Origin of the sequence: Burkholderia sp. WAC0059, assembly GCF_002870125.1 — a bacterium.
Lineage (GTDB): Bacteria > Pseudomonadota > Gammaproteobacteria > Burkholderiales > Burkholderiaceae > Paraburkholderia.
The window spans coordinates 23312-29586 of the sequence record NZ_PNEO01000033.1 but is presented as its reverse complement, the minus strand read 5'-3'; the positions used below and the strand labels follow the sequence as shown (position 1 = coordinate 29586).

Annotated in this window: 2 protein-coding genes; both read right to left on the bottom strand. The window is 69.3% G+C overall.

Going from position 1 to position 6275, the window contains the following annotated elements; all coding sequences use genetic code 11:
• A partial coding sequence (locus CY652_RS22690; RefSeq protein WP_180970733.1) for an AIDA repeat-containing protein occupies positions 1 to 3010 on the bottom strand: 3010 nt, incomplete at its 3' end.
• Positions 3011 to 3677: 667 nt separating this feature from the next.
• Positions 3678 to 6065, bottom strand: a complete 2388-nt coding sequence (locus tag CY652_RS22685; protein WP_102132963.1) for an acetamidase/formamidase family protein — start codon at positions 6063 to 6065, stop codon at positions 3678 to 3680.
• Positions 6066 to 6275 lie beyond the last annotated feature (210 nt).

Genomic DNA, 6275 nt, shown 5'->3' with positions numbered 1-6275 from the left:
CCGTGCCGCCCTGGATATACGAGTTGCCGCCGCTGCTGATCGTGGTGTCGGAAGTCGCGCCGCCGAGGACGTTCTGTCGGCCGCCGCTGCTGATCACGGTGCCATCGGCCTCGCCGCCGCCGATCTGCTGCCAGCCCCCGCTTTCGATGACGGTTCCGGACGCAGTGCCATCCCCAATGCCCTGAAAGCCTTCGCCGTCGAGCACCGTGTCGTTCGACACCCCGCCATACAACCACTGGCTGCCGTTGACCACGACCGTATCGTAGGACTGCCCGCCGCTGTTCAGCGTCTGGTGCGCGCGGCCGCTGAGCGTGGTGTCGTAGGCGGTGCCGCCCGAATTCACGTTCTCGTTGGCGCTGCCGTCGTTGACGCCGTCGCCGGTTACGGTCGTGCTGACGACCGTGCCGCCGTTCACGTTGTCGGTGCCGCCGGCGTCGACCATCGTGTCGCTCGCGGAACCGCCCGACGACACCGTCAGCGTGCCGTTGTTCCCCACCGTCGTGCCGATCGCGCTGCCGCCCGCGCTGACCGTCTCGTTGCCGCCCGAGAGCGTCGCGCCGCTGTCCGTGCCGCCGGCATAGACCGTCTGCGAGCCGCTCGCGTAGATCGTCTCGTCGAAGCCGCTGCCCGACAGGTTCTCCACGCCCCCGCTTTCCACCTGCGTGCCGCTCGCCGTGCCGCTTGCGAGCACCGTCTGCGAACCGCCGTCGTTCACGGTCGTGCTGGTTGCATTGCCGCTCGCGTCGATGGTCTGCGAACCGCCCGCGTCGACAGTCGTAGCCGTCGCGCTGCCGCCCGAACTGACAGTCTGGTTGCCGCCCGAGAGCGTCGCGCCGCTGTCCGTGCCGCCCGCATAAACCGTCTGCGAACCGCTCGCGTAGATCGTCTCGTCAAGGCCGCTGCCCGACAGATTCTCCACGCCGCCGCTACTCACCTGCGTGCCGCTCGCCGTGCCGCTCGACAGCACCGTCTGCATGCCGCCGCTCACCGTCGCGCTGACCGCGCTGCCGCCCGAACTGACGGTCTGGCTGCCGCTGAAGATCGTCGCGCCGCTATCCACGCCGCCGGACTGCACGACCTCCGCGCCGCCGCTGATTTTCGCGCCGACTGATTCGCCATCCGAACTGATCGTCTCCGAGCCGCCGGTCATGACCTGCGCGCCCGAGACCAGGGCGATCCCGCTCGTGCCCGTGCCGTCGCCGCCGACATCCAGATTCCCGCCGCTGTCGACCTGCGTGTCCACGGCGACGCTCCCGCTGTCGACGTACTCGGTCCCGCCGCTCAGATACGTGCCGCTCGTCGTGCCGCCCCAGACGTCCTGGTCGCCGCCCGCCGAGACGGTCGTGCCGGAAGCGAGCCCGCCCGGGTGGACCATCTGCGTGCCGCCGCTGTCGATGATCGTGGCGTCGGCCGTGCCGCTCGACAGCACCATGTCGCCGCCGCTCTGGAGTTGCGCGCTGACGGTCGTCCCGCTGTTCAGCCATAGCCAGCTACCGCTGAGGACGTCGGTGCCGTAAGCCGTGCCGCCGTCGATGCCCTGATTGCCGCCGCCGCTGACGACCGCGCCGCTCGCCGTGCCGCCCGACGAAACGTTCTGGTACGCATAGGCACCGATAAGCAGCGCGCCGACGTCCTTGCCGCCGGCATCGACGTTCTCCGTTCCCCATGCCGACACGGTCGTGCCCGACGCCGTGCCGCCGCTGCTCACGTTCATCGTGCCGGCACTGTTGACCACCGCGCCGACGGCGCTGCCGCCCGCGCTGACCGTCTCGGTGCCGCCGCTGTCCACCTGCGCGCGGCTGGCCGTACCGCCCGAGCTGACCGCCTGGACCCCGCCGCCGTAGACCGTCGTGCCGCTCGCCATGCCCCCGGCGAACACCGTCTGCTGGCCGTTGGAAACCGTCGCGTCGAAGCTGCTGCCGGACACGTTCTCCGCGCCGCCGCTCACCTTCGTGCCGCTCGCCGTGCCGCCCGCGTCGACGTTCTGCGTGCCGTAGGCGCCCGCCGTCGTGCCGCGGGCCACGCCGCCCGACGAGACGTTCAGCCAGCCGCCGTTCTCGACCAGCACGTTCGAGGCGACGCCGCCGGAAATCGAGAATGAACCCGACGCGTTCGTGCCGCTCACGTCGCCGGCCAGCGTATCGGCCTGGAAAATACCGCCGCTGTCCTGCGTGACGCCGATCGCGGTCGCGCCCGCGCTGATGGTGATGCGCCCGGAACTGTCGATCGTCGCGCCGTTCGCGGTGCCGGAGGACACCACGAGCGTGCCGCCGCTGCCGACCGTCGCGCCGCTGATCGTGCCGCCGCTCACGTTGAGCGTGCCGCCGGCATCGGCCGTGACATTGCTTGCCACGCCGCCCAATGCGTCCAGATTGCCGCCGCTGCTCACCACCGTGCCGCTCGCGACGCCGCCGGAGACGTACTGAACGGTATTGGCGCCCGCCACGGTCGTGCCGAGCGCGCTGCCGCCTGCCATCACCGATTCATGTCCGAACTCGACGTCCGTACCGCTGGCCCAGCCGCCCGAAGATACGATGTTCGCGCCGCCGCCCTGGACGACGGTACCGACCGCCGACCCGCCCGACGAGACGACCTGCTGCCCGGTGCTGACGACCTGCGTGCCGCTCGCTACGCCGCCGGCGAACACCACCTGCGAGCCGGAGTCGACGGTGCCGACCGCCGTCCCGCCCGAAAGGTTCTGCGCGCCGAAGTTCTGGATGGTGGTCGAAACAGCGAGGCCGCCGGAAGAAACCGTTTCGATGCCGCCGGAGCTCAGCAATGAGCCGGACGTCGTCCCGTAGACGGTGGCCGAATGCCCCGCGCTTTCGACGAGGCCGCTCGACGTCACGCCCGAGCTGACGACAGTCTGGGCATGAAGCGCCGGCGCATGCAGCGAAAGCGTGGTCGAGACGAAGCCGCCCAGCATCCAGGCGAGCAGCCGCGGCATGCGCCAGCGGCGACGACCGAACACGCGAACGCCATACTTGCGGCGACGGGCGAGCGGCTTCATCGGCCAGCCCCGTACCGCGCGCAATGGATCGTCGCGTGATGTGTATTCGTCCTGCTCACGTGTGCCTGTCGTCTATCGCCTGTTTCGAACGCCGATTCGTTCGCCTTTCCGTACGCCTGTTCGCGTTGCCGTTTGCCGTGCCGGACCGGATTCCCGATCATTGCCGGTAGCGTCCGCACGACATCGGCGGCCCCTTCGAATCGGCCGTCGCCGCCGGTCGGGTCCGCGGGCGAGCCATAAGCAATCCGCGAACGCATCAACCCATACCGGCCGACCTGAATATCGGTTAATTAAAATGAGAACTTGAGTAAAGAGTTCTAAAAAAAGACCCGAATCACACAAATAAACCGGTCGCTTTATTTATCCCGGGATGCCCGTCGTACGGGGCTCTTCAGGCGGTTTCGACACGCCATTGAAATATGAGGCGATTTTCAGGCTTTATAACCGTGGCTGGAAACGATTCCTAAATCGTTTCCATTATTAAAATCGTAATTACCAGCAAAAAAAATCAATTAACCGGATTGAGTAAACGCGCACGGGAAAAGGGCGTGGAAGCCGGGAAGCTTCCCGGCGGCGCAATCTGTTTGGGGAGTCGATTGCCGGAGAGCTCCGGCGCATGAATGGGGAAAGTGGCACGTTCGCCCGGCCTGGGCGACGCAGACCCCGATCAATCCACGAACAGCGCCTTGCGGATGATGGCGTGCACGCCCCAGTTGCCGTCGACGATCTGCGTCACGCCGAAGTCGACGGCCACCGACATCAGCGAGATCGCCTCGTCTTCCGTCAGGCCCTTCGCCGTCATCAGAAAGCGGCGCGTCTTGATGAACGCGTCGCGCATCGCGAGGTCGAGCGTGGGTTTCTCGTAGACCTTGCTCTGCGCCTGCGCGCCGAACTCGACCAGGTAGTTCGCGTGGCTGAAGCCGTGCAACACCCATTCGTCGGCGGTCTCGACGAGCGGGTAGGTCAGGTCCTCGTACGGCCGGCCCGCGAGCGTGTCGCGCTTGTGCAGCACGAGCTGGAAGTCGCCCGTCAGCGAGCATTCGATGGCCGTGCCGCACAGCTCCGAATCGCCCTGGGACGCGTGCGGATCGCCGACCGAGAGCAGCGCCCCCGCCACGCCGACCGGCAGGAACACGCTCGCGCCCTGCGCGAGGCGCCAGTTGTCGAGATTGCCGCCGAACGCCGACGGCGGAATCGAATCGATGAGCCCGTTCTGCTGCGGCGCCACCGCGATCAGCCCGAAATGCGGGCGCACCGGAATCCGCACGTTCCTCAGCACGTCGTGATTCTCGACCACGCTCGCGTGATCGACGGGCACGCCCGGATAGTCGATGGTCGGATGCAGCACGCCGAACGGGTCGCGCTGCGGCGTCCAGCGGTAGTTGTAGACGGCGCGCGCATACGCCGGCCCGTCGTCGGGCCGCGCGGCGTCGAGCTCGTAGATCGTGACGACCTCGCGCGGCTTCGGCTCGGTCAGCAGCTCGCGATAGTGAAAGCCCCACCACGTGGCCGCATTGCTGCCGAACACGCGGCCCGCGAACGGCGGATTCGCGCAGGCGCGCGGCCGCACGCCGAGAATCCGCACCTCGAGCACGTCGCCGGGCTCGGCGCCGCGCACCGCGACCGGACCCGTGCAGATGTGCACGCCGAACCCTTCGCCGGCGCCGCGTCCGTAGATCGACGCGTCGAGCGGCCCCGCCCCGCGGCGGTTCACGTTCTTGCGCTCGGCGGTCCAGTGGAACACGCTTTCGGCGCCGGGGTCGCCCGCCACCATCCGCGCCCAGTCGTCGGACGCGTGCTGCGTCAGCGTCTCGATCGTCACCGTGTCGCCGCTGTCGACTTCGAGCACGGGCTTCAGGTCGTGCGAGAAGTAGCCCCAGTGCACCGTGTTCGCGGTGGCGCGCAGCAGATGATGGCGCGGCCTGCGCGGCCGCGGCCCCGGCGACGCGGCGCTCGGCGCGAGCGCCGTGTCGTGGCGGCCACCGCCGTCGCGGGCGGCCTGTGCCGCGCGGGCCGCGGCTCCGGCGCGCGGCTGCGCGTGATGGGCCGGCAATAATGCGTCGGCGTTGAGCGGCAGGCCGCGCGAGAGCCGCTGCACGAGATGCTGCGCGAACGCGAGGCTGCCTTCGTGGCGGAACGCGCTCGGCGAGGTCTGGTACTGTTCGCGAAACGCGCGGCTGAAATACGCGGGATCGTTGAACCCCCAGCGAAAGCAGATGTCGGTGATCGACATGCGCTCGTAGAGCGGATCGACGAGTTCGGCGCGGCAGCGTTCGAGGCGTCTCGACCGCAGCCACGTCGAAAAGCTCTGCCCGGCCGCCTCGAACAGCTTCTGCAGATAGCGCGGCGACACGCGCTCGGCCTGCGCGACCCGCGCGAGACTCAGGTTCGAATCCCCGAGCCGTGCCTCGATGTGATGGCAGACGCGCGAGAAGATCGCCGCCTGCGACGCGCTCAGCATCCCGATGCCCGCCTCGCGCTGCGGCCCGGCGAGGCTGGCCGCGAGAAACTCGGCCAGCGCCAGTTCGAGCGGCCGCAATTCGTGCGCGGCCAGCGTCTCGACGCTTTCGGCCAGCGACGCGAGAAATCCCGAGAACACGCGCCCGATGCCGGTGTCGCCGGCCATCCGCCACGCGCGGGCCGGCCACGCGGGCAGGCGCGCGCGAACCGCGGCGCGCGGCACGCGCACGACGAACAGGGTGAACGCAGAATCGAACGCGAGCGTGGCGGCATCGCTCGCGGGCAGAAAGACCAGTTCTCCGTTCGCCACCGGTTCGCGGCGGCCGGCGCCGGCCAGCGTCGCCGCGCCGTCGACGATCTGCGCGATCACGAGGCCGTCGGCCTCCGCCGCGCAAAACTCGACGGTCTGCGCGACCGAGACCACCGCGCTCAGGCAAAAGCCGCCGACGGTCGTCAGCGACCTGATCGTCCCGTGCGGCGCGCGCGTGCGGTCGAACGTCTGCGCGCGCAGCCCGAGCCGGCCGAGCGCCTCGCACCAGGCGGCCCGTCGTTCGGCTTCGGGATAGGACTCGGTGGTGAAAAGCAGCGGATCCAGCGTCGGCTCCCACACGCCGTCCACCTGGCGCCGCGCACCGGACCCAGGTTTCGGCTCAACGCGCAAAGCCCATGCTTTGCCGCCGGACCGTTCAAGCAAGCTTCGCGCCATCCGTGTCGTCCGCGCCGCGCGGCCCCGGGCGCGGCGGCCGGTCCCCGCCGCCGACGGGACTCGCGAACCGCTGCGCCAGCGCCGCGCACGGTTCACCGT